Below are 25793 nucleotides of genomic sequence, written 5' to 3'. Positions count from 1 at the left end.
TTCGTGAAGCTGGCCGGGATTGACGGCGCGTCATGGGTCGGAGGGGCCAGGGATGGGTTACTTCGCGCTGGCGAATTCGGTCTTGGTCTCGTGGCCGCCGAGGAAGACGAGGAGGCCGGCGGCGAGCGGCAGCAGCGACAGCACCAGCAGGCCGGTCGACGTGTTGCCGGTGGCGTCCTTGACCCAGCCGATCAGGTAAGGCCCGCCGAAGCCGGCGAGGTTGCCGATCGAGTTGATCAGTGCGATCGCGCCGGCTGCCGCGGTGCCGGAGAGCCAGGCGGTCGGCAGCGTCCAGAACACCGCGAAGGTGCAGAAGATGCCGATCGCGGCGATCGTCAGCACGACCATGGTGATGGTGGGATCAGTAAGGTAGCTGGAGACGCCGAGCGCAAGCGCCGTGAGCAATAGCGGCCCGCCGACATGGGCGACGCGCTCCCGGCTGGCGTCGGAGTGCCGCGCCCACAGCACCATCGCGATGGTGCCGAACAGATAGGGGATCGCGGTGACGAAACCGGTCTGCGCGTTGGTGAGGCCGAAGGCTTTCACGATCTGCGGCAGCCAGAACTGCATGCCATAGAGCGCGCCGACGAACCCGAAATAGATCAGGCTCAGCGCGATCACTCTGGACGAGGACAGTGCCTCGCCGAGCGTGACATGCCTGACCGCCTGCTTGGCCGCGGCCTCGGCGTCAAGCTTTGCCTTGAGCCACGCCTTCTGCTCCGCGGTCAGCCAGTTCGCCTTCTCCGGTCTGTCGGTGAGATAGAACCAGGTGACGATGCCGAGCAGCACCGAGGGGATGCCCTCGATGATGAACAGCCACTGCCAGCCCTTCAGGCCCATCACACCGTCAAGCCCGAGCAGGAGCCCGGAGATCGGCGCGCCGATCACGGTGGAGACGGGAACGGCGATGGCGAAGGCGGCGAGGAAGCGCGCGCGGTATTCGGCCGGATACCAATAGGTCAGATAAAGGATGATGCCGGGGAAGAAGCCGGCCTCCGCCACGCCGAGCAGGAAGCGCAGCACAAGAAAGCTCGTTTCGCCGCTGACGGTCGCCATCAGTGCCGAGATCACGCCCCAGGTCACCATGATGCGGGCGATCCAGCGGCTGGCGCCGAATTTCTCCAGCGCGAGATTGCTCGGCACCTCGAAGATGAAATAGCCGATGAAGAAGATGCCGGCGCCCCAGGCGAAAACCAGCGGCGAGAACTTCAGGTCCGCATTCATGGTCAGCGCGGCGAAGCTGAGATTGACGCGGTCAAGATAGGAGAAGAAGTAGGCCAGCACCAGGAACGGGATCAGGCGCGCCGAGATGGCGCGGATGGTCGAGGTCTCGATCTCGCTTCTCGCGCTCATGGCGGAAGCGACGGTGGCGGTCTGGCTCATGGGTGTCCCCCCGAGGGCTGTTATTGCTGTTGCGAGGGGGTTTTGAGCATCGGACGCACGGTGTCAATCGGAATTGTGACAAGGGCTCATGCGCAGGTCGCGCGAAGCGCAGGGCCGCAGGTGCGAGCTTGCGCCTGGCCGCGGGCCGGGCTTTAGATCGATGTCCCACGAATCTCGATCATGATTACCCGCATCTCGCTTTGTCTTTCGATCATCATCGCCGGGCTGGCGCTGCGCGGGTTCGGCTTGCGCGCAGGGCTTCCGGCGTTCGTCGTCAAGTATGGCGGCTCGCTGTTGTGGGGGACGATGGTGTTCTTCCTGGTCGCGACCGCCGCGGCGGGATGGTCACGGCGGACGGTGGCGTTGATCGCGATTGCGATCGCGGTGGGCGTGGAGTTGTTTCGGCTGGTGCATACGCCGTGGCTCGACGCCTTCAGGCTGACGACCGCAGGCGCGCTGTTGCTCGGCCGCATCTTCTCGCTGTGGAATATCGTCGCCTATGCGGCGGGGATTTTGCTTGGGGTGGCGCTGGATCGCTCTGCGATATCAGCTTTCGCCAAGAACAAATAGCTGCCGTCATCGTCCGCGAAGGCGGACGATCCAGTAAACCGCAGCCTTTCGGCTCAATCACTGCTGCCGTCATGCCCCGCCTGCGCGGGGCATGACGGCCACAGTTGAAGCCTACCGCCGTGCCTTGCGCATCTTTTTTACGGCCTTCCTGGTCTTCTTCGCGGTCTTCTTGGCCGCCCGGGCCGAGCGCTTCTTGGCGGATTTCTTGCCGGCCTTGCTGGCCGACCTTTTCCGCGCGGCCTTCTTTGCCGCGGCCGCCGTCCGTCTTGCGCCGCCCGCCGCCGCCTTCGGTGCGGCACGCCGCTTGCGCGGCGGGGCCATTGCCACCGGCGGCACCATCGGATCGGAGACGAGGCCGTCGGCGGCGAGCGGGACATAGGTCGCCGTGCGCTGGTCGGCTTTCGTCGTCGCTTCATCCGGCTTCAATGCGTCGCTCGCGGTGCTGGCGACGCCCTTCACCGTATCCGTGATCTTGTCGAGAATCGATTTATCCTTGCCCATAATGCCTCCCTGAAATTAGTCGCAACAAACTAACCGGCCGGAAGGCTGCCGGTTCCTGATCTGAAACTCAAAGTCGTGCAGGGCGGATTGGTTAGCTACTCGCCGTCGTCATTCCGGGGCGATGCACAGCATCGAGCCCAGAATCCATGGCTCCGCCGGCGCACGTGGCACAATGGATTCCGGCCTGCGCCTCGCGGCGCATCCCGGAATGACAGCGGAGAAAGTGGCGAACGGAATCCATTCGTGATCGCGAACCAATGGCTCTGCGCGTCCTCAGTTGGCGAGCTGGAAGCGTTCGAAGCGATGCAGTGCTTCCTCGATGCGGGGCTTGAGCGCCTTGCGGGCCCCTCGCTTGGCGCCGTTGCCGACCCAGCTCCATTTCTGCATCAGGAGCTTCTTGTTTGGCCGGTCTGTCTTCAGGTCGATGGCGGCGACGATCTCGTCGCCGACCAGGACTGGCAGCGCAAAATAGCCGAACAGGCGCTTTTCCTTGGGCACATAGGCCTCGAAGCGGTGGCCATAGCCGAAAAACAGTTCGGTACGCTTGCGCTGGATGATGAGCGGATCGAACGGCGAAAGGATGTGCACCAGGGCGGGATCGCCTTCGCCCGCCGGCTGCAGCGCCTCTGGGCGCGCCCAATGCTCCTGCTTGCCGGCGCCTTCAAGCGCGACCGGCACCAGTTCCCCTCGCCGCAGGCGCGTTTCGATCAGGCGCCGCACCGGCTTCTTGCTGGGCGCATCGAGATGGCAGATCGAATCCAGGCTGACGACGCCCTGCGAACGCAGCGCGCGGTCGAGCAGATAGGCGGTGATCTCCCGCGCCGAGGCCGGCTTCGGCGGCTTGTCCCAGCCGAAATGCCGCGCCGTCAGGTCGTAGGTCTTCAGCATGCCGTTGCGCTCGCTGATCGTGAGCACGCCGGTATAAAAGGCGAGCTGCAGCGCGCGCTTCGACGGCTTGCGGCTCTGCCAGAGATGCTCCTTGTCCACCAGCACGTCGTCGTCGATGTCACGGATCGTGAGCGGTCCCTGGCGGATCAGGCGCATCACCTTGCGCATGTCGGCGGGCGTGACCGAATTGAACCATTTGTGGCCCTCGCGCCGGTGCTGCCGCATCGCCGGCAGAAAGAAGCGCAGATCCCCGGCCGGCACATAAGACAGGGCGTGGGTCCAGTATTCGAACACGCTCCTGTCGACGCTCTGGGCGTGGCGGAGATCGGCGCGGCGGTAGTCGGGAATGCGGCTGTAGAGGATGTGATGGTGGGCGCGCTCGATCACATTGATGGTGTCGATCTGCACATAGCCGAGCTGCTCGACCGCGGCGGCGACTGCGGCGGGTCCGTCGCCGAACGGCACGGGCGTGTCGAGCCTTTGGGCGCGCAGCCAGATACGGCGGGCGTCGGTCCTGCTCAGGGGGTGGGACAGAATCGGGCGGGGCATCGCCCGCAATGTAGCGGGATTCTGATCGCAAGGGCACAACCAAGGAAAAGGCCGCGCCAGTCGGCGCGGCCAAAGCGGTAAACCGGTCTTGAAAGATTACTTGGCCGCCTGGGCCTCCAGGTAGTGCTTGCAGGCGCCGCGCATGTTGCCCTTACTCATCTCGCTATTGGCCTTGCTCATACCCTTCGCCATCGCCGCCTTGCCGGGCCCTTCCGGCATCGTGTTCATCGAGGCTGTCGACTTGGCCATGTTCTCCGTGGTGCAGGCCATCGGCTTGGCGAGAGCAGGCGCGAACGCGACAGCCGAGAACGCGGCAGCCAGGATCAATCGTTGCATTGGAAAAAACTCCCTTGGAATGAAACCGGCGTGACACCGGCCAACACGATGCGCATTGGCTCGCGGCCGCGTTTCCGGCGCAAAATTATTTTTCCTGTATTGCAATGGGATGAAGCAAGGGCGAGCTGCGACCAGCGGTCGCGGTCGTCAGCCGATTTGTTGCGGGCCTAAAGGAGCGGCCGCCCGCGGCTGCCTCTATGTCGATGCGCGGGCAGCATCACTTTTCCAGCGTGATTCATATCACATTCGCTGCTTTGAACCTGACCTATCGTCGGAGCATCAAAGTGCCAGGCGAGCCAATCCGGCTGGCGCATAGTTGGAGGATTTCAGACGATGACCCGCTTTCATGGACTTTCCATCCTGACGATCGGCGCCGCGCTGTCGATGACGGCCGGCCTGGCGTTCGCCGGCGACAGCGTCGTTCGGGCCGACCAGATCGTAAATGCCCTCAGGTCCAAGCCGCTGACCCGCGGCCTGTCGACCGGCCCGCAACAGGCCGACACTGCGGCGACGGCCAAGGAGACGACATTCGTCGACAGCCTGCGCAACCGCCCGACCCGCTCGCTGTCGCTCGGCGAGCGCCAGGAGATTGCCGAGCTTGCCGCGACCAAGCCGCAGATCAACCTCGAGATCCATTTCGACTTCAACTCGGCCGAGATCAGCAAGAGCTCGACGCAGGCGGTGCAGGAGCTCGGCAAGGCGCTGTCGAATCCGGGCCTGAAGGGTTCGACCTTCGTGGTTGCCGGTCACACCGACGCGGTCGGCAGCGATGCCTACAACCAGGAGCTCAGCGAGCGCCGGGCCGATACGATCAAGAAATACCTGGTCGAGCATTACGGCATCGCCGGCTCCAACCTGGTCACCGTCGGCTATGGCGAGAGCAAGCCGAAGGATCCGAACGCGCCGCTCGATCCGACCAACCGCCGGGTTCAGGTCGTCAACATGGAAACCAAGACAGCCTCGGAGTGATCCCGAGGGATCGACCCGCCCGAAGCCAAGCTGCCCATTACGGCTTGTCGAGCATTTCCCGGATCCTTGCCGCAAGCACGGTCTGCGTCAGCGGCTTCTGCAACAGCGACACGTCGTCGTCGGGCCGATCCTGATCGCCGACGGCGTTGCCCGCATAGCCGGTCATGAACAGCACCTTCAGGCCGGGCTCGAGACGGTGCAGCTCATCGGCCAGCTCGCGGCCGTTCAGGCCGGGCATGATGATGTCGGTCAGCAGGAGATCGACATGGAACCGCCCGGTCTTGAACAACGCCAGCGCGGCTGAGCCATTGGCGGCCTCACGGACCTTGTAATTGAGGTCCTGCAGGGTCTCCACCAGGAAGGACCTCACGCTGTCTTCGTCCTCGACCACCAAAATCGTCTCATTACCGGCACCGACTACCGGTGTGGTGTGCTCCTTGACGGGAGCGGCGGTGGCGGGAGGTGGCTGGTAGGCGGGCTTGATATCTGGCGGCTCGCCGCGCGCATGGGTGAGAAGCTGTTGCGTCAACAACGCCGCCTTCTGCGCGCTAGTCGAGGCATTTCCGATGACGCGCGCGAGCCGCTCGCGCTTGGCACCGCCGTCCGATTGCACGCTGCGCGCGGCGATTTCGAGGTTGCCGCTGATGACCGTCAAGAGATTGTTGAAATCGTGCGCGACGCCGCCGCTCACCTGCTGCGACTGCCGCAGCATGTCCTCGGCCTCACGGAGCTGCGATGGCGAGGGCAGCGCCAGCAGCTTCGGCAGCAGCGGCCACAGCATGACGGCGGTGACGATGGAGGCAGCGGCCGTCAACAGCTTGACGATGCCCTCGATGCCATAGATCGGCACCCAAAGCGTGACGATCGACAGCACGTGGGTGAAGCCGCAGAACAGGATGAAGAGCGCAAAGGCCCAGAACACCCAGCCGAACGCGACGTCGCGCCGCTTCGACACGAAGATGGCGAGCGCCACCGGAATGGAGAAGTAGGCCGCCGCGATCATCGCGTCGGAGATGACGTGGAGCCAGATCAGTCCAGGCTCCCACAACAGGCAAATTCCGTGCGGGGAAAGCGTAGACGAATCAAGCAGACGCTGAAGGGAAGCGAACATGACGGTCGTTCCACTGCCTCAAAGCAAATCGATGGATCCACCCTTGCATACAAAAATCCATGAGTGGTTGCGGCCCGTCAAGCCTCGCCGCGGCTGCTCAGATCCAGTTCTGGAACAGCATCAGGCGGTGGAAAGTCGCCATCGAGGTACCGATGAAGGCAGCCGAGATCGGCAGCATGGCCGAAAAGCCCAGCGCGCCGATGGCGACGAAGCCCCATAATAGCCAGCGCGGAGTCCGGCCGCGGGTCAGCGCGTAGACCAAGGCAAAGCTCGCGGTGGTCGCGGCCGGCAGGTAGTAATAGATGAAGCCGAGTGTGCGCGGCAGCAACGCCCAGGCGAGATAGGGACCGAAATAGAACGCCAGCACCAGGAACGCATCCGCCCGCCGCAAGATGATCCAGTCGCGCAAGGCGACCGCGAGCGCGGCGAGCGCAGGCCACAGGATCAGGGGATTGCCGAGCAGGACCACCGCGGCGATGCTGTCGTCATCGAGCTTGTCGAAGAGGTACCAGACCGGGCGCACCAGGAACGGCCAGGACGGCCATGAACTCATGTAGGTGTGGCCGGCGATTGCGGAGGTGGTGTTGTCGGCAAAGATGCGGCGCTGCGCCTCCAGGATATCGGCAAACGAAAATCCGTAGAGCGGAACAAAGCTCGCGAAGTAGACGATCGCGGGCAGCAACAGGAAGCACGCGGCAAAGTGGTGGGGACGAAAGTCAGGCCAGAGGTCGGGCCGGTACCAGTCCTCTGGCCTGGCGTCAGCGAATTGCGTGCGCCAGCCTTGCATCAGCCGGATCACGGCGACGATGGCAATGCACGTCGCAAGCACGAACAAGCCGTTCCATTTGCAGGCGGCAGCGAGGCCGGATGCGATCCCGACAAGCGCAAAGCAAAGATGCGGCCGCGCCTGCCTGAAGCCGCAGGCGAACGCCGTGATCGCGAACAGGCCGAAGGCGAGCGCGAAAATATCGAGCATCGCGATCCGCGACTGCACGAACAGCATCTGGTTGAATGCGGCAATCAGCGTCGCCGCGATCGCCGATGATTGCCGCGCGAACAGCGCCAGTCCGCCTAAATAGACCGCGACCAGCGCCAGCGCTCCGAACAGTGCAGCGGGATAGCGCCAGCCGAACGGATTGTCGCCGAACGTCCTGATCGACAGCGCGATGAGCTGCTTGCCGAGCGGAGGATGCATCGGGTTGAGCATCGGCTCTCGCATCACCGGCTCCAGCATCTGCCGCGCAGCCGGCACGTAATGCACCTCGTCGAAGTAGAATTTCTCCGGCGCGCTCACGCCGATCAGGAGCAGGAGATGCGCGACGATGAAGATGATGGCCGCGGTGGAAACGGTGCGTGCGGATGGAACGGAAGGTGATTTAGGCACGATGTCTTCGGCGATCACGGTGCGGCGTTAAAGCCAACTGTGAGCGCCGTCGGTTTTTCTGTCCATCGCCTTGAACGTGTTTTGCACTGATCGTCCGCCAAATCGATGCCGTAGGGTGGGCAAAGCGCAACGCGCCCACCCTCGCGAGCAGGGTGCTTGACGGTGGGCACGCTTCGCTTTGCCCGCCCTACGCATTTGCGGACTACGCCGCCGACTTGCCCTCATAGGCGCGGCGGAGGCCTTCGATGTCGAGCTTGACCATGCCGAGCATGGCTTGCATCGCGCGCGCTGCGCCGGCCTTGTCCGGGCCGCCGATATATTTGGGCAGCGCGCTCGGAACGATCTGCCAGGGGACGCCGAAGCGGTCCCTGAGCCAGCCGCATTGCTCGGGCTTGCCGCCGTTGGCGAGCAGCGCGTCCCAGAGCCGGTCGACCTCGGCCTGGTCCGCGCAGTCGATCATGAACGAGGCGGCGTAGGTGTATTCCATCTTCATGCCGCCATTGAGCGCCATGAAACGCTGGCCGGCCAATGTGAACTCCACCACCAGCACCGTGCCGGCCTTGCCGGCGGGACCATCGATGATGTTCTTCTGAATGGTATCGATGCGGGAATCCGGCAACAGCGAAACGTAGATCTTCGCGGCTTCCTCGGCTTCGCCGTCGAACCACAGGCAAGGGGTAATCCTGGACATGAGAGACTCCTTTACGTGATCAGCGGCAATCAGGCGCTGGCGGTGGCGGATTGGGCCTTGGTGGCCGCTTCGACATCCATCCAGACCACTTCCCAGATGTGGCCGTCCGGGTCCTCGAAGCTGCGGCTATACATGAAGCCATAGTCCTGCTTGGGCGACGGATCGGCATTGCCGCCGGCGTCTTTCGCCTTGCCGGTGATGTCGTCGACGGCGTCGCGGCTGTCGGCCGAAAGGCAGATCAAAACTTCGCTCGTGGTCCTGGCGTCGGCGATCTTCTTGGGCGTGAACTGCCGGAATTTGTCATGCGTGAGCAGCATGGCGTGAATGGTGTCGGAGAACACCATGCAGGAGCCGGTATCGTCGGAGAATTGCGGGTTCTTGGCGGCGCCGATCGCCTGGTAGAAGGCGGTCGAGCGCGCGAGGTCGCTGACCGGCAGGTTCACGAAGATCAGTTTGGACATCAGGGGCTCCTTTGCACGGGGTTCGGCCCAAGGACGGATGGGCGGGCGGGAGTCCGACAAGGGGGGTGAAAAATTTTATGGCGGGAACCCACCCGTCATTACGTCGCGATCGGCGTTGGCATGGTCAGGAATGACCGGGTCACATGCCAGAACAATTGCCGGTTGATCGCCAGCACCACCGAATGGGCGGTGCCGGGGAGGATGACGAACTGGCGGTCGCCGTTCGGCAGGCGGTTGTAGAACTCCTCGAGATCGGCGACCGTCGCAATGCCGTCATGTTCGCCGCGGATCAGGAGCACCGGCGCCAGCACCTTTTCGGGATGCACCACCGGCAGATTGGCGGTCATGTCGAGATAGGTGCCGGTCGGGATCTGGTCGCCGAACTGCAATTCCGCATCCGCCAGCGCTTCCATGACGGCGGGGTCGGAAGTCCCGGGCTTGTCGCGGGTCGCGATCGAGCGGATCATGTCGCGGTCGCGCTTGCGCATATTGTGCGAGCGGAAATAGTCGAGCTGCTCGGCGCGCTTTGCCAGCGTCGGCGATCCCTCGCCCTTGTAGGTGAAAGCCGCAAACACCAGCCGATCAATGCGCTCGGGCGCGGCCATGGCGTAGGCGCCAGCACGCAGCGCGCCCGAGGACTCGCCGACGAAATGGTATTTCCGTCGGCCGGTCGCACCGGCGATGACCTCGACGGCGGCTTTCAAGTCTTCGACACCGCTGGCGATATCGGAATTGCCTGAGGTGCGGCCTGACTTGCCGTAATTCTCGTGGTCCATGGTCCAGCAGTCGAAGCCATAACGGGCGAATTCATTCATCACGGAATATTCGCCCTTGCCGGGCACGCTGACGTCGAACACCCGCGACGTCACCGACGAGCCGTGGACGAAGAACACCACCGGCCGCGACGGCTCCCCGGCTTGCGGGGCGCCGATTCGCTTGCGGTACATCCAAAGCGGAACATCGCCCTTCTTCGCCCAGTATTCGCTGCTCCAGATCTCTTCGCCTTGCGATGGAACCGCAGTCGCGGCCTGCGCCCTCGGCGCGCCGACTGCGCCGGCGGCAATACCGGCGCCGATGCCCTTGATGACCGTGCGCCGCAGAACCGTGTGTTCAGAACGCGCCATGGCTCGTCTCCCCGCTGGTTTCGGATTCTTCGTCCGATCGTCAGTCAGGAGATTAACAGCGTTGGCGCGCCGTTGCGAGACAGCGGGGGACTCGCCGCGCGCTTTGCAAAACTCGACGCACGAGGTTGTGAACATGGCCGCGGGAAGAAGTCGCGGACGCTCGGCAAAACTGAGCCTAGTCTTCGCGCCCGCGAGACCGGAGAAGAATCCGGCGCAATTCAGGGAGTCCTTCATGAGCAGCAACCTCACCGAAGAAGAACTTGCAGCCTTGATGCCGTCGGAACTTTGCCGATATCCGACGCCGATCCCGACCCAGATCGTCTCCAGCGACGAGTTCTATCCCGACCCGCAGAACGAACGGCAGCGCGAGGTCGAGGCGCGGCTGCTCGCGATGGCCGACGAGCTCGGCGGCAAGCGCGGCCTGGACCGCCGGAGATTCTTCCAGACCGCGGCCGGCATGGCCGCCTCTTTCGTGGCGATGAACGAGGTCTATGGACCGCTCTTCGCCGTGAGCAAGGCCGAAGCGGCGACGCCGGCGATGGCCGAGGAGCGCGCGGACGCGCTGAAAGACCAGTTCATCATGGACATGCACACGCACTTTCTGCGCGACGACACCCGCATCATGGGCTTTGTCGAGATGCGCAAGGCGGTCGGCAAGGCGGGCTGGAACAAGCAGCTCAGCGAGCACGAGCAGACCATCGAGGACCTGAAGTTCAACAACTACAAGAAGGAGATGTTTCTCGACTCCGACACCAAGATCGCGCTGATCTCGTCGGCGCCCTCCGACATCGAGCAGGACTGGTTCCTGACCAACGAGCAGATGGCGGACGCGCGCAAGAAGATGAACGACGAGGCCGGCTCGCGGCGCGTGTTCTGTCACGCGATCTTCACCCCTGGCCAGCCCGGCTGGCTCGACAAGCTCGATGCGGCGCTGGCGCTGAAGCCGGAATCCTGCAAGGGCTACACGATCGGCGACAACACCCACAAGGAGATCAGCCGCTATCCCTGGCGGATGGACGACGAGAAGGTCGCCTACAAGGGCTACGAGAAGATGGTGAAGGCGGGCATCAAGAATGTCTGCGTGCACAAGGGGCTGTTCCCGCCGGGCATCGAGAAGCAATATCCGAACCTGCGCGGCTTCGCCGACGTTGCCGATGTCGGTCAAGCCGCGAAAGACTGGCCGCAGCTCAACTTCATCATCTATCACTCCGCCTATCGCCATGTCGGCGGCGACCCGAAAGTGGCGCTCGCCGAGTTCGAGCGCACCGGCCGCATCGCCTGGACCTCAGACCTCGCCGACATCCCCGCGCAGTATGGCGTGAGCAATGTCTATGGCGATGTCGGACAATTGTTTGCCACCACGCTGGTGGCGGAGCCGAATGTCTGCGCCGCGCTGATGGGCACGCTGATCAAGGGGCTCGGCGTCGACCACGTCTGCTGGGGCACGGACGCACTCTGGACCGGCGCGCCGCAGTGGCAGATCGAGGGCTTGAGGCGACTCGAGATCCCCGAGGCGATGCAGAAGAAATTCGGTTATGCGCCGCTCGGGCCTGCGGACGGACCGGTGAAGCGCGCGATCTTCGGCGACAACAATGCCCGGCTCTATGACATCCAGCCCAAGCGCGCGATGCTGGAATTGAAAGGCGACCGCTTCGCGATGATGAAGGCTGAGTACGAGAAGGTCGGCCCGGAGCCGTCGAACACGCGCTACGGCTACGTGGTGCCGAACGGGTCGATCGACCACGGCGTGTTTGCGTAGGTCTCGCGCCCGTCATTGCGAGCGAAGCGAAGCAATCCATCTCACCGTTTGCGGAAACATGGATTGCTTCGTCGCTGCGCTTCTCGCAATGACGGAGATTGCGCGCCGTGCCGCCCGAAAGGAGCCTTACTTCTTCTCCGCGGGATCGCGGTGCACGGGATCGACCCACAGCACCGTCTCGGGCTTCTCCACCGGCTCGATGTCGAGATTGATCGCGACCGCCTCGCCGTCGCTGCGGACCAGGACGCATTCGAGCACTTCGTCCGGGCTGGCGTTGATCTCCTGGTGCGGCACGTAGGGCGGCACGAAGATGAAATCGCCGGGGCCGGCTTCCGCCGTGAATTGCAGATGCTCGCCCCAGCGCATCCGCGCCTTGCCCTTCACGACATAGATGATGCTTTCGAGGTGGCCGTGATGGTGCGCGCCGGTTTTGGCGTCCGGCTTGATGGTCACGGTACCCGCCCAAAGTTTTTGCGCGCCGACGCGGGCAAAGTTGATCGCGGCTTTGCGGTCCATGCCCGCCGTCGACGGCACGTTCGGATCGAGCTGGTTGCCAGGAATGACCCGAACGCCATCGTGCTTCCAGCGTTCGTCGTGGTCGTGGGAATGGGAGTGATCGTGCGTGGCGGTCATTGCTGGCTTCCAGGAAATGTTGCTGTCGCGAATGCTACCGAAAACCGAAGCTGCAAACCAGTCACTTCACGGCCAACAATTCGACGTCGAATATCAGCGTCGCGTTCGGCGGGATCACGCCGCCGGCGCCGCGCGCGCCATAGCCCAGATTGGGCGGGATGATGAGGGTGCGCTTGCCGCCGACCTTCATCGTGGCGACGCCCTCGTCCCAGCCGGTGATCACCTTGCGCTGGCCGATCGGAAACTCGAACGGCTCGTTGCGATCCACCGACGAGTCGAATTTCTTGCCCTTCTGGCCGTTCTCGTAGAGCCAGCCGGTGTAATGCATGACGCAGATCTGTCCGACTTTCGGTGAAGGACCGGTGCCGACCGTGGTGTCGATGATTTGCAATCCTGAAGGTGTGGTCACGGCTTTTCCTGCTGGTTGTTGCCGATGCCATCTTCGACATGGCGGGAACGGAGATCGCTGCCGCGACGGCAGCGATGGTCTTGACGATCGTGCGTCGGGTGGACTTCATCTTATCACCTTTCGGACTAGAGCATGATCCGGAAAAGCGGAAACCGGCCTTCCAAAAAGATCATGCTCAAACAAAGAGATGGGATCATGATCCGATTCCGTTTCATCGGATCATGTTCCAGCGCCCAGCATCAGTAGCCGAGCGCGCAGCCGTCCTTGCGCGGATCGGAACCGCCGGTCAGCGTACCCTTGTCCCAATCGACCCAGATCGCCTGCCCGCCACCGAGCGGAGCAACCACGCTGGTGGTCTTGTGCCCGATCTTCTTCAGGCCCTCGACGATCGCGGCCGGCACGCTGTCCTCAAGCTGATAGACGCCCTCGTAATGCAGGCCGCGCGGCATATCGATCGCTTCCTGCACGTCGCAGCCATAGTCGAGGATGTTGGTCAGCACGCGGGTCTGGCCGACCGGCTGGTACTGCCCGCCCATCACACCGAACGGCATGATGGCGCGGCCGTTCTTGGTCGCAAGGCTCGGGATGATCGTATGCAGCGGCCGCTTGCCCGGCGCGATGCAGTTGGGATGGCCGGGCTGGATGCGGAAGCCGCCGGCGCGGTTCTGCAGCAGGATGCCGGTCTTGTTGGAGACGATCGCCGAGCCGAAGGAATGCGCGATCGAGTTGATGAAGGAGCAGACGTTGCGGTCCTTGTCGACCACGGTGATGTAGACCGTCGACGGATTCATCGGCGGCGCGACATTTGGCAGCTCGAGCAGCCGGTCCATCCGGATGTTCTTGATGTATTCGCCGGCGAATTCCTTGGCCAGGATGCCGGCAACGTCGACATGCACGTGCTGGGGATCGGCGATGTGCTGCTCGCGCATCATGTAGGCGATGCGCGCGGCCTCCGCCTCGAGATGGAAGCGCTCGACGCTGAGCGCGGGGAACTTCGTCAGATCGAAACGGGAGAGGATGTTGAGCATCACCAGCATCGTGATGCCCGGGCCGTTCGGCGGGCACTGCCAGACGTCGTAGCCCTTATACATGGTGCCGATCGGCGCGGTCACCTCGGTCGAGTGCTTGGCAAAATCGTCAAGCGTGTGCAGGCCGCCGATGCCGCGCAGCGTCGCGACCATGTCCTCGGCGATCTCACCGGTGTAGAAAGCCTTGGGGCCGTCCTTCGCGATCGCGCGCAGGGTCTTGCCGAGCTCGGGCTGGCGGATCACGTCGCCCGCGACCGCGGGCTTGCCGTGCGGCAACAGATAGCGCTCGGTGTTGGTGCCGTTCCTCAGTTTCTCGAACTGGTTCTTCCAGTCGAATGCGATGCGGGGCGCGACGACATAGCCCTCTTCCGCGGCCTTGATCGCCGGCTGCAGCAGCTTGTCGAGGCCGAACTTGCCGTGGTCGTTGAGGAGCGTCTGCCAGGCGTCGACGGCGCCGGGAATGCTCACGGCATGCGCCGAGGTGAGCGGCACCGAATGGATCTTGCGCTCGAGATACCATTCGGCGGTCGCCGCCATCGGCGCGCGGCCCGAGCCGTTATAGGCCGTGATCTTGCCCTCGCCTCTCGGCTGCACCAGCGCAAAGCAGTCGCCGCCGATGCCGGTCGATTGCGGCTCGATCACCGCAAGCAGCGCGGAGGCGGCAATCGCCGCATCCACCGCCGTGCCGCCCTCGCGCATGACGTCGATCGCCGCCAGCGCGGCCTCCGGGTGCGACGTCGCCACCATTCCGTTGAGAGAGTGGACCGTGGAGCGGCCGGCGAAATGGAAGTTTCTCATTAGAGGTAGCTCACTTGTTCTGCTGCATGGAGTTCCCGGCGGGGTGGAAGCTACATGACATATTCGTGCCGTTCTCGGCAATGGCTGGCATGCCAGAGCTGGGTTGCATCGGGAAATCCGGCAAAGGGTTTTCGCTGCCCCAACCGCCTGATAAACCCTCGCCATGCCGCTGAAAGTCGCCGCCTTCTACCAGTTCGCCAGCCTGCCCGATTACCGGGAGCTGCGTGATTCGCTACACGCAATCTGCGCGGGTCTCGGGTTGAAGGGCAGTATCCTGCTGGCGAGCGAAGGCATCAATGGCACGATCGCGGGACGCGCCGAGGCAATCGACGCCTTTGTCGGGGAACTGCGGCAAGGCGCGCTGTTCGGCGGCCGGCTCGACAGGCTGGAGCTGAAATTCTCCGAGGCTGCCACGATGCCGTTCCAGCGGCTGAAGGTACGGCTGAAGAAGGAGATCGTCACGCTCGGCGATGCGTCCGTCGATCCGACGCGGCGAGTCGGGATCTACGTCGATCCGGCCGAGTGGAATGCGCTGATCGCCGATCCCGACACGCTTGTGATCGACACGCGCAACGCCTTCGAAGTCGCGATGGGCACGTTCGAGGGCGCGCTCGATCCCGGCATCAGGAGTTTCGGGCAGTTCAGGGAATTTGCCGCGCGGGAACTCGATCCGGCCAGGCACAGGAAGATCGCGATGTTCTGTACCGGCGGCATCCGCTGCGAGAAGGCGAGCAGCTTTTTGCTCGCGCGCGGCTTCGGCGAGGTCTACCACCTCAAGGGCGGCATCCTGAAATATCTGGAAGAGATGCCGCAGCAAGAGAGCCGCTGGCGCGGTGAATGTTTCGTGTTCGACGAGCGGGTCGCGCTCAGCCACGGTTTGCGCGAGCGCGGAAACGGAGCCGCCGCCCATGACTGATATGAAGACGCTTGCCGAGCGCATCGATGCGCTGGAAATGCGGATCGCCTATCAGGACGATACGATCGAGGCGCTGAACGAAACCATCACCGCGCAATGGAAGCAGATCGATGCGCTGACGCGACAGGTCGAGGAATTGCGCGAACGGCTGCAGGAAGCCGAAAGCAACACGGCCGCCCCGATCAACGAGCGGCCGCCGCATTATTAAAGATTGTAGCTGTCGTCCCGGGCTTGACCCGGGACCCATAACCACCGGTGCTCGAAGAAAACTCGGGACGCCGTTCCGAGTCCAATACTAGATCCTGTGGTTATGGGTCCTCGCGTTCCGCGAGGACGACGGAGGCTAGTTCGCGAGGACGACGGGGTTAGCGGAACGCCGCCTTCACCTTTTCCCAGAGCGATGGTCTTCGTGCTCGCCCTTATCCTTGGTCGGCGAAGGCTGCGCCGCGCTGACAGGATCGGAGGCCGGGAAGGTGTGCTCCAGACCGGCTTCGAGTTTCTCGTGCGTCTCGCGGTCAGCGGCAAGGGCTTTACGCGGGTCATCGGCATGCTTGTCATGCGGTGCCGGATTGAATTTCTCCGCCATATGCTCCCTCCATTTGCGCCAAATCAACGCGCCGCGCTCTCCTGAGGTTCCAGATCTGGCCTTGGCCGCAAGCGGCGCGCCGTGTATCAGAAGCGTCAGAATGTCAGCCGTTTCAGCAGGAACCTTTCTTGTCCCAGCATTCATCCAAGCCGCTCCTTGATGTGCTTGCCGGCAAGCGCGCGTCGATCCCGCCGATCTGGATGATGCGGCAGGCCGGCCGCTATCTGCCCGAATATCGCGAGTTGCGGGCCAAGGCCGGCAGCTTCCTCGATCTGTGCTTCACGCCGGACTATGCCGCCGAAGTCACGCTGCAGCCGATCCGCCGCTTCAACTTCGATGCAGCCATCATCTTTTCCGACATCCTCGTCATTCCCTACGCGCTCGGGCGCTCGGTGCGGTTCGAGGCTGGTGAAGGGCCGCGGCTCGATCCGCTCGACACGCCGGAAAAAGTGAAGGCGCTTGCCGCGCATGCGGACTTCGGCAAGCTCGAGCCGGTCTATGAAGCGCTGCGCCGCGTGCGGCGCGAGCTCGACGACAGGATCGCATTGATCGGCTTCTGCGGCGCGCCCTGGACGGTCGCGACCTACATGGTCGCGGGCCAGGGCACGCCCGATCAGGCGCCGGCGCGGATGATGGCCTATCGGCACCCGCAGGCGTTCGCCGCCATCATCGACGTGCTGGTGGAGAATTCGATCCATTATCTCGTCGGTCAGTTGAAGGCCGGCGCCGACTGCCTGCAGCTATTCGACACCTGGGCCGGCATATTGCCGCCGCGCGAGTTCCAGCGCTGGTCGATTGAGCCGACGCGCCGCATCGTCGAGGGCGTGCGCAAGCAAGTGCCGGACGCCAGGATCATCGGCTTTCCCCGTGGTGCTGCCGGCATGCTTCCTTCCTATGTGGAAGCAACCGGCGTCAACGCCGTCAGCATCGACTGGACCGCGGAGCCCGCGATGATCCGCGAGCGTGTGCAGAGCCGCGTCGCGGTACAAGGCAATCTCGATCCGCTTGCGCTCATCGCCGGCGGCGACGCGCTCGATCGCGCGATCGACGATGCGCTTGAGAATTACGCCAAGGGCCGGCTGATCTTCAATCTCGGCCACGGCATCCAGCCGGAGACGCCGATCGCCTATGTCGAGCAGATGGTGCAGCGGGTGCGGGCGTTCAGGGGTTAGGTCCCTCGACCGTCATGCCCCGCGAAGGCGGGGCATCCAGTAACCACTGTCGCTCATTAGAACCGAGAGGCCTACGTGTACTGGATCATCCGCCTTCGCGGATGATGACAGCGGAGTTTGGAGGCGAGTCGGCGCGTCGATTACCGCGCATCCTCCAAGATCATATCCGACGCCTTCTCCGCGATCATGATCGTCGGCGCGTTGGTATTGCCCGACATCAGATCGGGCATGATCGAGGCATCGACCACGCGCAAACCTTCGATGCCGCGCACCTTGAGTCGCTGGTCGACGACGGCCAGCGCATCGTTGCCCATGCGGCAGGTGGAGGTCGGGTGATAGACCGTGGAGCCGGTGCGGCGGCAGAACTCGAGCAGGTCCTCGTCGCCGACCATCTTCGGGCCCGGATCGATCTCTTCCGCGCAATAGGTCTTCAGCGCCGGTGCCGCCAGGATCTTGCGCAGGATGCGGATGCCGTCGATGAAGGCGCGGCGGTCGGTCTCGGTGGAGAGATAGTTGATGCGGATTTCCGGCGGCACCGACGGGTCCGCGCTCCTGATGCGCAGCGTGCCGCGGCTTTCGGGGCGGAGCTGGCAGACGGAAGCGGTGAAGCCCGAGAACGTGTGCAGGTTCTCGCCCATCTTGTCGGTCGAGAACGGGATGAAGTGGATCTGGATGTCCGGCGTCGCCAAGCGCGGATCGGTCTTGAAGAATGCGCCCGAGGTGCCGGCCGCGATCGTCAGCGGTCCGCGCCGCAGAGCCGCATAATGCGCGCCGGCCCAGAGGCGGCGCAGCGGATGATTGACGACGTCGTTGAGCGTGACGCGCTGCAGGCAGCGCGTGATCACCCGCACCTGCAGATGATCCTGCAGATCGTTGCCGACGCCGGGCTGGTCGAGCACAACATCGATGCCATGTTTCTTCAGCAGTTCCGCCGGCCCGACGCCGGAGAGCTGCAGCAATTGCGGTGAGTTGTAGGCGCCGCTGGAGACCAGGATCTCGCGCCGCGCCCGCGCCGTGCGGACCCGTCCCTCCTGCTTGAATTCGACCGCGTGGGCGCGGCGGCCTTCGAAGACGATGCGCTGTGCCAGCGCCGAGGTCTCGACATGCAGATTGCCGCGCTTCATCGCCGGGCGCAGATAGGAGAACGCGCTGCTCGCGCGGCGGCCGCGCCGCGTCGTGGTCTGGAAGAAGCCGGCGCCTTCCTGCTTCGCGCCATTGAAATCGGGATTGGTGGGAATGCCGACCTCGGCCGCTGCCTTCACGAAGGCTTCCGACAGCGGATCGCGATGCCGCCAGTCCGACACCGGCAGCGGACCACCCGCGCCGTGATATTGATTCGCGCCGCGTTGCTGGTCTTCCGCCCGCTTGAAATAGGGCAACACGTCGTCATAACCCCAGCCGGCATTGCCGCGCTGGCGCCAGCGATCGTAATCCTCGTGCTGGCCGCGCACATAGAGCAGACCGTTGATCGAGCTCGAACCGCCCAGCACTTTTCCGCGCGGCTGAAACACCTGGCGCCCGTGCAGTTCCGGCTCGGGCTCGGTCTGGTACATCCAGTTGACGGTCTTTTCCTTGAACAGCTTGCCGTAGCCGAGCGGCACATGGATCCAGATGTTGGTGTCCTTGGGCCCCGCCTCCAGCAGCAGCACCGAGCTCTTGCCGTCGGCGCTCAAGCGATTGGCGAGCACGCAACCGGCGGAACCGGCACCCACGATGACGTAATCAAATTCCAAGCCGTCGTTGTTATTGTTCATTTTGTTTCCCCCAATTTTTATGTGGTCGTACAGACAAAGCTACAATTTGAAAAGACTTATGGCCATGCGCCGGGGCCTGAGGGCCCTGACCGCCACGCTCAATTGGCCGCTCCGTCGCCACCGTCGCGCCACCTCGCCGGCAGGCGCATTTGTATCGATTTGTTAGCGATGCACGCCGAACGAGGTCATCACAACGTGTTGTTGCGATGTCCGTTCAGTCCATAATTCATAGTTTGTCAAAGCTTTGGGGCGAGGTTCCACAATCGGCGCCCGCCTTGGGGCCAAGCCTGCAGGGCGAGGGATGCGGACGTATCTGAGCTCATATTTCTCAAAGCTGTTCGCCGGCGATCTCGCCGCATTCGGCGGACCAGCAACGGACGAGACGGTCGCCGGTTACATTCGCTCCGAGCAGGTATCGCTCGTGCTCGGCCATGCGGTCGGCTTCATGCTGGCCAATGTCTGCAACGCGACCATACTTGCGATCGCGCTCTGGCATTCGCCGGACTGGCTTCGTGCCACCATCTGGACCGCGGCCGTGGCCGGCGGCGCGACATGGCTCGGATGGCAGTCACGCTCGTCGCGACGCATCGCAAAGCCGCAGTTCGTCTCTCGCCGCACCATGCATCGATTGGTGCTGAACGCACTCGTGCTGGGGTCCGCGTGGGCGATCGTTCCCGTGGCGTTCTTTGCCAATGCCTCCAACGGCGGCCAACTGGTGATCACCTGTCTTTGCGCCGGAATGCTTGCAGGCGGCGCGCTCGCCTTCGCCACCATCCCGATCGCCACCATCGCCTTCACTGCGCCGATCTTCCTCGGCTCCACGATCTGCTTGTTCAGGCTCGGCGATTTTGCCTACCTGCTGGTTGCGATCCTGCTCGCGATCTATGGCTTCGTGCTGCTGCGCGCGGTGTTCGTCAATTCCTTCGAATTCACGCGGCGCATCATCAGCCAGCTCGAGGCGGAGCGGACCGTGCGACGGGATCCACTGACGGGTCTGCCCAATCGCATAGCCTTCAACGAAGCCCTGGAAGCCGCGCTTGGCCGGCTGGCACGCACCGGCGAGGAGTTTGCCGTCCTGCTGCTCGATCTCGACCGCTTCAAGGAAGTGAACGACAAATTCGGCCATCCCGCGGGCGACGAGTTTCTGGTCCAGGCGGCTGCGCGATTGCAGCGCTGCACCCGCGCGACAGAACATGTCGCGCGCATCGGCGGCGACGAGTTCGCGCTCATCATGGCCAATCTGACCAGACCGAAAGAAGCTTTCGAGATCGCCGAATCTTTCGTTGCCTCCTTCGCCGATCCGTTCATGATCGACGGACGCGAAGCAGTCGGGGCGACCAGTGTCGGCATCGTGCTGGCGCCGCGCGACGGCAATACGCCCCACGACCTGATGAAACATGTCGACATCGCGCTATATCGCGCCAAGAAGGCGGGGCCCGGCACGATCTGCTTCTTCGAACCCGGCGACGACAAGTCGGCGCGCGATCGCCTGGAACTGCAGCGGGACCTGGAGGGGGCGATCGAGCGGAACGAGCTGTTCCTGGTCTATCAGCCATTCATCGACGTCGGCGAAAACCGCATCACCGGTTTCGAAGCGCTGCTGCGCTGGCGGCATCCCGAGCGCGGGCTGGTTTCGCCGGGTGACTTCATCCCGATCGCCGAAGAGACCGGGCTGATCCACCAGATCGGCGAGTGGGTGGTCCGCCGCGCCTGCCTGACGCTTGCGGAATGGCCCGATGACATCCGCATGGCGGTGAATTTCTCCGCGGTGCAATTCAACAATGCGGGCATCCTGCAGACGATCGTGCAGGCGCTTGCGCAGGCCGGCGCGCGCCCCGACCGGCTCGAGATCGAGATCACGGAATCGATGCTGATCGCGAAGTACGGATCGGCCTTGTCGATCCTGAACTCGCTTCTGGATCTGGGGGTGACGGTTGCGCTCGACGATTTCGGCACCGGCTTCTCGTCCCTGACATACTTGCGCAAACTGCCCTTCAGCCGCATCAAGATCGACCAATCCTTCATCCGCGACATGCTGGTGCAGCCCGACTGCGCCGCGATCGTCAAATCCGTCATCGGGCTCGCTCAAGAGCTGCGGATCGGCGTGGTCGCGGAAGGCGTGGAGACGGCCGATCAGCTCGAATATCTGCGCCAGACCAATTGCGACGAAGCCCAGGGCTATTTCATTGGCCGGCCGGTGCCGGCAGAGCAGATTCCCGCCCTGCTGGACAAGAAACAGCGCTCAATCCACGCGGCCTAATTGGACGCCGACCCGCCAGACTTGCCCCAGCCACTGTGATGACGCGTCGCCCTGCTCTCTCCTCAAGCGGCCAGACTTTTTGCGACTGCGAAATGGCATCCGCAATACCAGCGCCACCCGCGTGAACGCATCGCGAGACGCGACATCGCATCGCGGAACTCGAGGCAAAAATCGATTTTCGATTGACGGCAGGGGTCGGCCTCGTCAATCTCCGCCGCCATGAACGGCATCGGGTTGAGTTTTGGTGAGGGATCTGGCGGCGAGCGGCCGCGAAGCCTGACGTCTGCGGTGCAGGAGCGGCTGCGCGCGGATATCCTTTCGACCCGGCTGCTGCCCGGGCAAAAGCTCCACATCGCGGGTCTGGCAAAACAGTTTTCCGTCAGCCTCGCCGCAGTGCGCGAGGCGCTGTCGCGACTGGTGGCGGATGGATTGGTGCAGGCCTCCGACCAGCGCGGCTTCCGCGTAAGCCCGGTCTCGCTGGCCGACCTCGCCGACGTCACGCAGACGCGCATCGATATCGAGGGATTGGCGCTGCGGCGTTCGATCGAGCGCGGCGATGAAGCCTGGCTCGCGGCCGTCGAGGCCGCCTGGGAGGCGCTGAGGGCGGTACCCTACCGTTATCCCGATCAGCCGGGCGTGCACTATGAAGAATGGGTGGTGCGCCACCGCGTCTTCCATCGGGCGCTGGTCAATGCCTGCGGCTCGCGATGGCTGCTCGGCTTTCGCGACGAATTGCACGAGCAGAGCGAGCGCTATCGTCGGCTGTCGATCCGGCGCGAGGTCGGCAAGCCGCGCGATGTCGAGGCCGAGCACGCCGCCATCGTCGAAGCCGTGCGCAGGCGCGACGCAGATGCCGCCGTCGTCGCGCTGTCCAAGCACTTCACGATCACCATGGAATTCGTCGAGCTCGCCGCGCCCCGGATCTCGGAGGTCAACGGCACGAACTGAAGGCCGGGAACCATTCCCGGAAACAACAATCATTCTGGAGGAAACCGAACCATGCCCATGTCCCGCCGCCATGCCCTGGCGTCGCTCGTCGCCATCGCCGTGCTCGCCTCGCCCATCGCCGCATCCGCGGCCGAGACGATCCGTGTCGGACTGCCGACCAAGACCTATTGGCCGACGACGATCGCGGAGACCGCCGTGCGGCAGAAGCTGTTCGAGAAGGAAGGCATCAACGCCGAACTGACCATCTACCGCGGCGGCGCCGAGACGTTCGAGGCGATGGCGGCAGGCGCTGCCGACATCATCCTCGATCCGCCGTCCCTGGTGTCGGCCGGACGCAAGAAAGGCGTGATGTCGAAACTCGTCGCCAACGCCGCGATGGGCAGCTTCGGCTGGCAACTGATGGTGCCGGTGAAGTCGACGCTCGAGGTGAAGGATCTGAACGGCAAGAAGGTCGCGATCACCTCGGCCGGCTCCGGCTCCGACCTGCTCGCGCTGTGGACCGCGCAGGACAAGAAGCTCGAATTCACCCGCGTACCGGTCGGCGGCGGCGGCCTGGTGCCGAACCTGCTGGCGGGCAATGTCGATGCCGCCGTGGTCTATTCGCCGCTCAGCTTCCAGATTGCGAAGTCGGGCGAGGCACGCACCATCCTCGACTATGCCAAGGAAGTGCCGCCCAATCTGAGCGCCGGCTGGATCGTGCTCGACAAATATGCCGACGCCAAGCCCGAGGTGGTGCAGAAGGCCGTCAACGCGCTCTATGGCGCGCTGCAATTCATGCGCACCAACCGCGACACAACGGTGAAGCTGATCTCGGAACTTTACGAGATGCCAGCCGAGATCGCCGCGCTGGAATATGAGAACACGATTCTGAAGCTGGAGACCGACGGCAACATGGGAGCCGCGAACGTGCCCGCCGCCGTGCAGCTTTCGCTTGATCTCGCCAAGCTCGGCGGACTCAAGGACATCGTGCCGGTGGCGGAGATCATCTCCACCAAGTTCAAGCCTGTTCCGACGAAGTTCTGAGCGCGATGAAACCAGGTCAATTTGTAACCGCGATGGATGCCGCTCTCCCTCTCCCGCTTGCGGGGGAGGGCTGGGGTGGGGGTGTCTCCGCGATTCACGCTGTCCTCGCGTGGGGAGAGAGCCCCCACCCGGCGCTGACGCGCCGACCTCCCCCGCAAGCGGGAGAGGTAAGCCTGCGGATGGGCTAGAGATGCACGGCACACTTGCCATAAAGCTGGCGCGGATCGCGATCGTGATCGCGATCTTTGCGCTGTGGGAATTGCTTTCGCGCACCGGCATTGTCAATCCGCGGCTATTGCCGTCGGCGTCCGACACGCTGGTGACGCTCGGCGATCTCCTGCAGCGCGCCGCCGTGCGCAAGGACCTGATGGTGACGGCGACCGAAGTGCTGGCAGCCTTCGCGCTCGCGGTACCCTTCGGCGCGCTGGTCGGATTCCTGATCGCGGAAAACCGCTACTTTGCCGAAGTGGCAAAGCCGCTATTGTTCTTCGCCTTCAGCATCCCGAAATCGATCTTCCTGCCGATGTTCATCCTGGTGTTCGGTGTCGGATTCTCGCAGAAGGTCGGGTTCGGCTTCTTCTCGACGATCTTCATCGTGATCATGTCGACCACCACGGCGGTGGAGTCGGTGAAGGTGGAGCATTTGACGGTCGCCCGCTCCTATGGCGCGACGCCCGCGCAGACCGCGTTCCGCGTCTATCTGCCGAGCATGCTGCCGGTGCTCTTGGAGGCCTTGCGGATCTCCATGATTTTCAACCTCACCGGCGTGATCCTCGCCGAGATGTACGCCTCGCGCGACGGCATCGGCCACCAGATCGCGACCTGGGGCGAGAATTTTCAGATGAAGCAATTGCTGGCAGGCGTGGTGATGGTCGCAGCGATCGCGATGACCTTCAACGAACTGATCAGATGGGTGGAAACGCGATGCAGCCATTGGCGAACGTAACACCGCTAAAGCCTCCGCCGCGCGCGGGCGCGATCGAGGTCAAGAATGTCGGCCAGGTCTTCAAGACCTCGACGCAGGACGTGGTCGCGCTCGACAACGTTTCGCTCGAGATCAAGCCGGGCCGGTTCGTTGTGCTGGTCGGCCCGAGCGGCTGCGGCAAGTCGACGCTTCTGATGATGATGGCGGGCCTGCGCCAACAGACCACGGGCACCATCACCATCAATGGCGCGCCAATCCCCAAGCCCGATCCTGACCGCGTCGGCGTGGTGTTCCAGGAAGCGAGCCTGTTCCCCTGGCTGACAGCGGAAGAGAATGTCGAGTTTCCGCTCGCGTTGCGCGGCGTCGCGAAAGCTGAGCGTCGTGCCAAGGCGCAGGAGGCGTTGAAGCTGGTCGGGCTCGATGGCTTCGGCAAGCGTCATCCGCATGAATTGTCCGGCGGCATGAAGCAGCGCGTCTCGATCGCCCGCGGCCTGGTGCAGGATCCGCCGGTGCTGTTGATGGACGAGCCGTTCGCAGCGCTCGACGAGCAGACCCGCATGACCATGGGCGACGAATTGCTGCGCATCTGGTCGGCGACCGGCAAGACCGTGGTGTTCGTCACACACAGCCTGACCGAGGCTGTCTACCTCGCCGACGAAGTGATCGTGATGTCGGCGCGGCCTGGCCGCATCGTCGACCATCTGCAGGTGCCGCTGCCGCGGCCGCGCACCTATGAGATGCTGAGCGGCGATGCCTTCGGCACGCTGCGCGACCGCATCTGGCGGCACATCCGCAAATCGGCGTGAGGCTCGAATGAGCGCCAAGACACTGCGGCATCTGATCGTGATCGGCCTGATTGCGCTGTGGGAGATCCTGCCGCGCACCGGCCTCATTCCGGAACTGTTCCTGCCGTCACTTTCCTCGACGCTGAGGGCCGGATGGAACGAGGCGCCGGAATACGGCCACGCGCTGGCGGTGACGCTCTATGAGGTCGCGATCTCCATGGCGTTCGCCTGCGGCGGCGGCATCCTGCTCGGCGCCATCGTCGGCAGCCTGCCGCGGCCGCGCGTGCTGATCATGCCGATGGTCTCGAGCCTTTATGCGGTACCGCTCGTGATCCTCTATCCCGTGTTCACGGTGTGGCTCGGCATCGGCACGGAATCCAAGATCGCCTTCGCATCGATCTACGGCTTCCTGCCGACGATGCTCGCGACCGCCGCAGGGATCCAGACCATCGACCCGCAGCTCATACTCGCCGCACGCAGCATGGGCGCGACGCTGAGCCAGCGCCTCGTCCGTGTCATCATTCCCGCCGCGATCCCGACCGTGCTGTCGGGCCTGCGCGTCGGCGGCGCGCTCGTCATCGTCGGCGTGGTGGTGTCGGAGATGCTGATCTCGTCGGCCGGCATCGGCTATCTGATCTCGCGCTACCGCACCATCCTGGACAGCCCGCACGTGTTCGCCGGCGTGCTGCTGGTGCTGTTCATGGCGATGGCCTTCAACGCCGCGATCAAGTGGATCGAACGCAAGGCCGCGATCTGGCAGACCGGCACCCGCGCCGGCCAGAGCGCCGCCGACGACATCGGGTCCAGCGCCGTGCAGCCAGCGACGTAAG

The 25793-nt window shown here is 63.9% G+C and carries 25 protein-coding genes and 1 pseudogene; 12 read left to right on the top strand and 14 right to left on the bottom strand.

From position 1 onward, the window contains the following. Positions 1-57 precede the first annotated feature (57 nt). Positions 58-1383, bottom strand: a complete 1326-nt coding sequence (locus tag ACVJGD_RS36385) for an MFS transporter (protein WP_456638717.1) — start codon at positions 1381-1383, stop codon at positions 58-60. A 180-nt stretch (positions 1384-1563) separates the two neighbouring features. Between ACVJGD_RS36385 and ACVJGD_RS36380 the strand changes: the two genes are divergently transcribed. Beyond that, complete coding sequence (locus ACVJGD_RS36380) at positions 1564-1953, top strand: ribosomal maturation YjgA family protein (protein WP_456638716.1); 390 nt, start codon at positions 1564-1566, stop codon at positions 1951-1953. Between the two features lie 111 nt (positions 1954-2064). On the opposite strand, the gene ACVJGD_RS36375 is transcribed toward ACVJGD_RS36380, so the two are convergent. The 3 genes from ACVJGD_RS36375 to ACVJGD_RS36365 form a co-directional block, all read right to left on the bottom strand. After that, entirely contained in the window at positions 2065-2454 is a 390-nt protein-coding gene (locus ACVJGD_RS36375) for a hypothetical protein (RefSeq protein WP_456638715.1), read from the bottom strand. 273 nt (positions 2455-2727) lie between these two features. Further along, positions 2728-3891, bottom strand: a complete 1164-nt coding sequence (locus tag ACVJGD_RS36370) for a winged helix-turn-helix domain-containing protein (RefSeq protein WP_456638714.1) — start codon at positions 3889-3891, stop codon at positions 2728-2730. A gap of 96 nt (positions 3892-3987) precedes the next feature. Beyond that, the gene (locus tag ACVJGD_RS36365) at positions 3988-4227 is read right to left on the bottom strand and encodes a hypothetical protein (RefSeq protein ID WP_456638713.1); all 240 of its coding nucleotides are present in this window, start codon (positions 4225-4227) and stop codon (positions 3988-3990) included. Positions 4228-4560: 333 nt separating this feature from the next. Between ACVJGD_RS36365 and ACVJGD_RS36360 the strand changes: the two genes are divergently transcribed. Next, positions 4561-5196, top strand: a complete 636-nt coding sequence (locus tag ACVJGD_RS36360; protein ID WP_456638712.1) for an OmpA family protein — start codon at positions 4561-4563, stop codon at positions 5194-5196. A 37-nt stretch (positions 5197-5233) separates the two neighbouring features. Here the strand turns inward: ACVJGD_RS36360 and ACVJGD_RS36355 are convergent, their stop codons facing one another. From ACVJGD_RS36355 to ACVJGD_RS36335, 5 genes are all read right to left on the bottom strand, one after another. Beyond that, complete coding sequence (locus ACVJGD_RS36355; protein WP_456638711.1) at positions 5234-6307, bottom strand: response regulator; 1074 nt, start codon at positions 6305-6307, stop codon at positions 5234-5236. 97 nt (positions 6308-6404) lie between these two features. Further along, positions 6405-7691: a phospholipid carrier-dependent glycosyltransferase gene (locus ACVJGD_RS36350; protein ID WP_456638710.1), complete on the bottom strand. Its 1287-nt coding sequence runs from the start codon at positions 7689-7691 to the stop codon at positions 6405-6407. A 202-nt stretch (positions 7692-7893) separates the two neighbouring features. Then, positions 7894-8382, bottom strand: a complete 489-nt coding sequence (locus ACVJGD_RS36345) for a VOC family protein (protein WP_456638709.1) — start codon at positions 8380-8382, stop codon at positions 7894-7896. A 29-nt stretch (positions 8383-8411) separates the two neighbouring features. Continuing rightward, the gene (locus tag ACVJGD_RS36340) at positions 8412-8843 is read right to left on the bottom strand and encodes a VOC family protein (RefSeq protein WP_456638708.1); all 432 of its coding nucleotides are present in this window, start codon (positions 8841-8843) and stop codon (positions 8412-8414) included. A gap of 98 nt (positions 8844-8941) precedes the next feature. Further along, complete coding sequence (locus ACVJGD_RS36335; RefSeq protein WP_456638707.1) at positions 8942-9967, bottom strand: alpha/beta hydrolase; 1026 nt, start codon at positions 9965-9967, stop codon at positions 8942-8944. Between the two features lie 232 nt (positions 9968-10199). Between ACVJGD_RS36335 and ACVJGD_RS36330 the strand changes: the two genes are divergently transcribed. Further along, complete coding sequence (locus tag ACVJGD_RS36330) at positions 10200-11726, top strand: amidohydrolase family protein (RefSeq protein WP_456638706.1); 1527 nt, start codon at positions 10200-10202, stop codon at positions 11724-11726. 126 nt (positions 11727-11852) lie between these two features. Here the strand turns inward: ACVJGD_RS36330 and ACVJGD_RS36325 are convergent, their stop codons facing one another. From ACVJGD_RS36325 to ggt, 3 genes are all read right to left on the bottom strand, one after another. After that, entirely contained in the window at positions 11853-12359 is a 507-nt protein-coding gene (locus ACVJGD_RS36325; protein ID WP_456638705.1) for a cupin domain-containing protein, read from the bottom strand. 61 nt (positions 12360-12420) lie between these two features. After that, positions 12421-12768, bottom strand: a complete 348-nt coding sequence (locus ACVJGD_RS36320) for an FKBP-type peptidyl-prolyl cis-trans isomerase (RefSeq protein WP_456638704.1) — start codon at positions 12766-12768, stop codon at positions 12421-12423. Positions 12769-13007: 239 nt separating this feature from the next. Beyond that, positions 13008-14594, bottom strand: coding sequence for a gamma-glutamyltransferase (gene ggt / locus ACVJGD_RS36315; protein ID WP_456638703.1), 1587 nt, complete (start codon positions 14592-14594; stop codon positions 13008-13010). 163 nt (positions 14595-14757) lie between these two features. Between ggt and trhO the strand changes: the two genes are divergently transcribed. After that, positions 14758-15510 (top strand): oxygen-dependent tRNA uridine(34) hydroxylase TrhO, encoded by a 753-nt coding sequence (gene trhO, locus ACVJGD_RS36310; protein WP_456638702.1) that lies wholly within the window; start codon positions 14758-14760, stop codon positions 15508-15510. Beyond that, positions 15503-15718 carry a SlyX family protein gene (locus ACVJGD_RS36305; protein WP_456638701.1) on the top strand — a complete coding sequence of 72 codons (216 nt, stop codon included), beginning with the start codon at positions 15503-15505 and terminating at the stop codon, positions 15716-15718. The genes trhO and ACVJGD_RS36305 overlap by 8 nt, the downstream gene beginning before the upstream one ends. A gap of 157 nt (positions 15719-15875) precedes the next feature. Here the strand turns inward: ACVJGD_RS36305 and ACVJGD_RS36300 are convergent. Beyond that, positions 15876-16096 (bottom strand): annotated as a pseudogene (locus ACVJGD_RS36300) (hypothetical protein). Positions 16097-16224: 128 nt separating this feature from the next. On the opposite strand from ACVJGD_RS36300, the gene hemE reads away from it, so the two are divergent. Beyond that, positions 16225-17268: a uroporphyrinogen decarboxylase gene (hemE, locus tag ACVJGD_RS36295; RefSeq protein WP_456638700.1), complete on the top strand. Its 1044-nt coding sequence runs from the start codon at positions 16225-16227 to the stop codon at positions 17266-17268. 140 nt (positions 17269-17408) lie between these two features. Here the strand turns inward: hemE and ACVJGD_RS36290 are convergent, their stop codons facing one another. Beyond that, on the bottom strand, positions 17409-19022 hold the full coding sequence (locus ACVJGD_RS36290; protein ID WP_456638699.1) for a GMC family oxidoreductase: 1614 nt from the start codon (positions 19020-19022) through the stop codon (positions 17409-17411). Positions 19023-19323: 301 nt separating this feature from the next. Here ACVJGD_RS36290 and ACVJGD_RS36285 point away from each other — a divergent pair, with 301 nt between their 5' ends. From ACVJGD_RS36285 to ACVJGD_RS36260, 6 genes are all read left to right on the top strand, one after another. Then, positions 19324-21282, top strand: a complete 1959-nt coding sequence (locus ACVJGD_RS36285) for a putative bifunctional diguanylate cyclase/phosphodiesterase (protein ID WP_456638698.1) — start codon at positions 19324-19326, stop codon at positions 21280-21282. Positions 21283-21501: 219 nt separating this feature from the next. Next, positions 21502-22230 carry a GntR family transcriptional regulator gene (locus tag ACVJGD_RS36280; RefSeq protein ID WP_456638697.1) on the top strand — a complete coding sequence of 243 codons (729 nt, stop codon included), beginning with the start codon at positions 21502-21504 and terminating at the stop codon, positions 22228-22230. A 51-nt stretch (positions 22231-22281) separates the two neighbouring features. Next, complete coding sequence (locus tag ACVJGD_RS36275) at positions 22282-23253, top strand: ABC transporter substrate-binding protein (protein WP_456638696.1); 972 nt, start codon at positions 22282-22284, stop codon at positions 23251-23253. Positions 23254-23443: 190 nt separating this feature from the next. Further along, positions 23444-24199 carry an ABC transporter permease gene (locus tag ACVJGD_RS36270; RefSeq protein WP_456638695.1) on the top strand — a complete coding sequence of 252 codons (756 nt, stop codon included), beginning with the start codon at positions 23444-23446 and terminating at the stop codon, positions 24197-24199. Further along, a complete protein-coding gene (locus tag ACVJGD_RS36265) occupies positions 24178-24984 on the top strand; it encodes an ABC transporter ATP-binding protein (RefSeq protein ID WP_456638694.1) in 807 nt (268 codons plus the stop codon). The genes ACVJGD_RS36270 and ACVJGD_RS36265 overlap by 22 nt, the downstream gene beginning before the upstream one ends. 7 nt (positions 24985-24991) lie before the next feature. Next, the gene (locus tag ACVJGD_RS36260; RefSeq protein ID WP_456638693.1) at positions 24992-25792 is read left to right on the top strand and encodes an ABC transporter permease; all 801 of its coding nucleotides are present in this window, start codon (positions 24992-24994) and stop codon (positions 25790-25792) included. Position 25793 lies beyond the last annotated feature (1 nt).

Source organism: Bradyrhizobium sp. USDA 10063 (genome assembly GCF_054063735.1).
This window is presented reverse-complemented; position numbering and strand designations above follow the sequence as displayed.

Excerpts from the sequence above, each read along its gene's own strand:
- ACVJGD_RS36335 (WP_456638707.1), bottom strand. The coding sequence starts at position 9,967 with ATGGCGCGTTCTGAACACACGGTTCTGCGGCGCACGGTCATCAAGGGC.
- trhO (WP_456638702.1), top strand. The coding sequence starts at position 14,758 with ATGCCGCTGAAAGTCGCCGCCTTCTACCAGTTCGCCAGCCTGCCCGAT.
- ACVJGD_RS36330 (WP_456638706.1), top strand. The coding sequence starts at position 10,200 with ATGAGCAGCAACCTCACCGAAGAAGAACTTGCAGCCTTGATGCCGTCG.
- ACVJGD_RS36325 (WP_456638705.1), bottom strand. The coding sequence starts at position 12,359 with ATGACCGCCACGCACGATCACTCCCATTCCCACGACCACGACGAACGC.
- ACVJGD_RS36285 (WP_456638698.1), top strand. The coding sequence starts at position 19,324 with ATGCGGACGTATCTGAGCTCATATTTCTCAAAGCTGTTCGCCGGCGAT.
- ACVJGD_RS36260 (WP_456638693.1), top strand. The coding sequence starts at position 24,992 with ATGAGCGCCAAGACACTGCGGCATCTGATCGTGATCGGCCTGATTGCG.
- ggt (WP_456638703.1), bottom strand. The coding sequence starts at position 14,594 with ATGAGAAACTTCCATTTCGCCGGCCGCTCCACGGTCCACTCTCTCAAC.
- ACVJGD_RS36345 (WP_456638709.1), bottom strand. The coding sequence starts at position 8,382 with ATGTCCAGGATTACCCCTTGCCTGTGGTTCGACGGCGAAGCCGAGGAA.
- ACVJGD_RS36365 (WP_456638713.1), bottom strand. The coding sequence starts at position 4,227 with ATGCAACGATTGATCCTGGCTGCCGCGTTCTCGGCTGTCGCGTTCGCG.
- ACVJGD_RS36290 (WP_456638699.1), bottom strand. The coding sequence starts at position 19,022 with ATGAACAATAACAACGACGGCTTGGAATTTGATTACGTCATCGTGGGT.
- ACVJGD_RS36385 (WP_456638717.1), bottom strand. The coding sequence starts at position 1,383 with ATGAGCCAGACCGCCACCGTCGCTTCCGCCATGAGCGCGAGAAGCGAG.
- ACVJGD_RS36360 (WP_456638712.1), top strand. The coding sequence starts at position 4,561 with ATGACCCGCTTTCATGGACTTTCCATCCTGACGATCGGCGCCGCGCTG.
- ACVJGD_RS36275 (WP_456638696.1), top strand. The coding sequence starts at position 22,282 with ATGCCCATGTCCCGCCGCCATGCCCTGGCGTCGCTCGTCGCCATCGCC.
- ACVJGD_RS36380 (WP_456638716.1), top strand. The coding sequence starts at position 1,564 with ATGATTACCCGCATCTCGCTTTGTCTTTCGATCATCATCGCCGGGCTG.
- ACVJGD_RS36280 (WP_456638697.1), top strand. The coding sequence starts at position 21,502 with ATGAACGGCATCGGGTTGAGTTTTGGTGAGGGATCTGGCGGCGAGCGG.
- ACVJGD_RS36340 (WP_456638708.1), bottom strand. The coding sequence starts at position 8,843 with ATGTCCAAACTGATCTTCGTGAACCTGCCGGTCAGCGACCTCGCGCGC.
- ACVJGD_RS36355 (WP_456638711.1), bottom strand. The coding sequence starts at position 6,307 with ATGTTCGCTTCCCTTCAGCGTCTGCTTGATTCGTCTACGCTTTCCCCG.
- ACVJGD_RS36305 (WP_456638701.1), top strand. The coding sequence starts at position 15,503 with ATGACTGATATGAAGACGCTTGCCGAGCGCATCGATGCGCTGGAAATG.
- ACVJGD_RS36265 (WP_456638694.1), top strand. The coding sequence starts at position 24,178 with ATGCAGCCATTGGCGAACGTAACACCGCTAAAGCCTCCGCCGCGCGCG.
- ACVJGD_RS36370 (WP_456638714.1), bottom strand. The coding sequence starts at position 3,891 with ATGCCCCGCCCGATTCTGTCCCACCCCCTGAGCAGGACCGACGCCCGC.
- ACVJGD_RS36375 (WP_456638715.1), bottom strand. The coding sequence starts at position 2,454 with ATGGGCAAGGATAAATCGATTCTCGACAAGATCACGGATACGGTGAAG.
- ACVJGD_RS36270 (WP_456638695.1), top strand. The coding sequence starts at position 23,444 with ATGCACGGCACACTTGCCATAAAGCTGGCGCGGATCGCGATCGTGATC.